The 280-nt window shown below is 29.6% G+C and carries 1 protein-coding gene; it reads left to right on the top strand.

The features are described from left to right. Position 1: 1 nt before the first annotated feature. Positions 2-280 (top strand): transposase (locus JJQ93_RS12950; protein ID WP_274894141.1); only part of this gene is annotated, 279 nt, incomplete at its 3' end.

Genomic DNA, 280 nt, shown 5'->3' with positions numbered 1-280 from the left:
AATACATAGCTCAGGCAAAGTAGAAATAAAAGAATCATGGATAATAACTACCTCTAAAGTTACTTCAGTAGAAACCCTATGGAAAATAATACATAAAAGATGGGAAATTGAAAACAATGCTTTTCATCAACTAAAAACAGAATGGCATTTAAATCACTGTTTTCTGCACAGTCCTGAGGGTGTAGAAACTGTGTTAATGTTTATAATAATAGCATTTAATTTGATGCAATTATATTTCTTCAGGTGTATAAGAAATTTTAGGGAAAAGCATATGCTTCAA

The sequence above is a fragment of the Thermoanaerobacterium sp. R66 genome, from assembly GCF_028895185.1.
Classification (GTDB): Bacteria; Bacillota; Thermoanaerobacteria; order Thermoanaerobacterales; family Thermoanaerobacteraceae; genus Thermoanaerobacterium.
The sequence above is the reverse complement of the archived record's forward strand: the minus strand, read 5'-3'. Positions and strand labels throughout refer to the sequence as shown.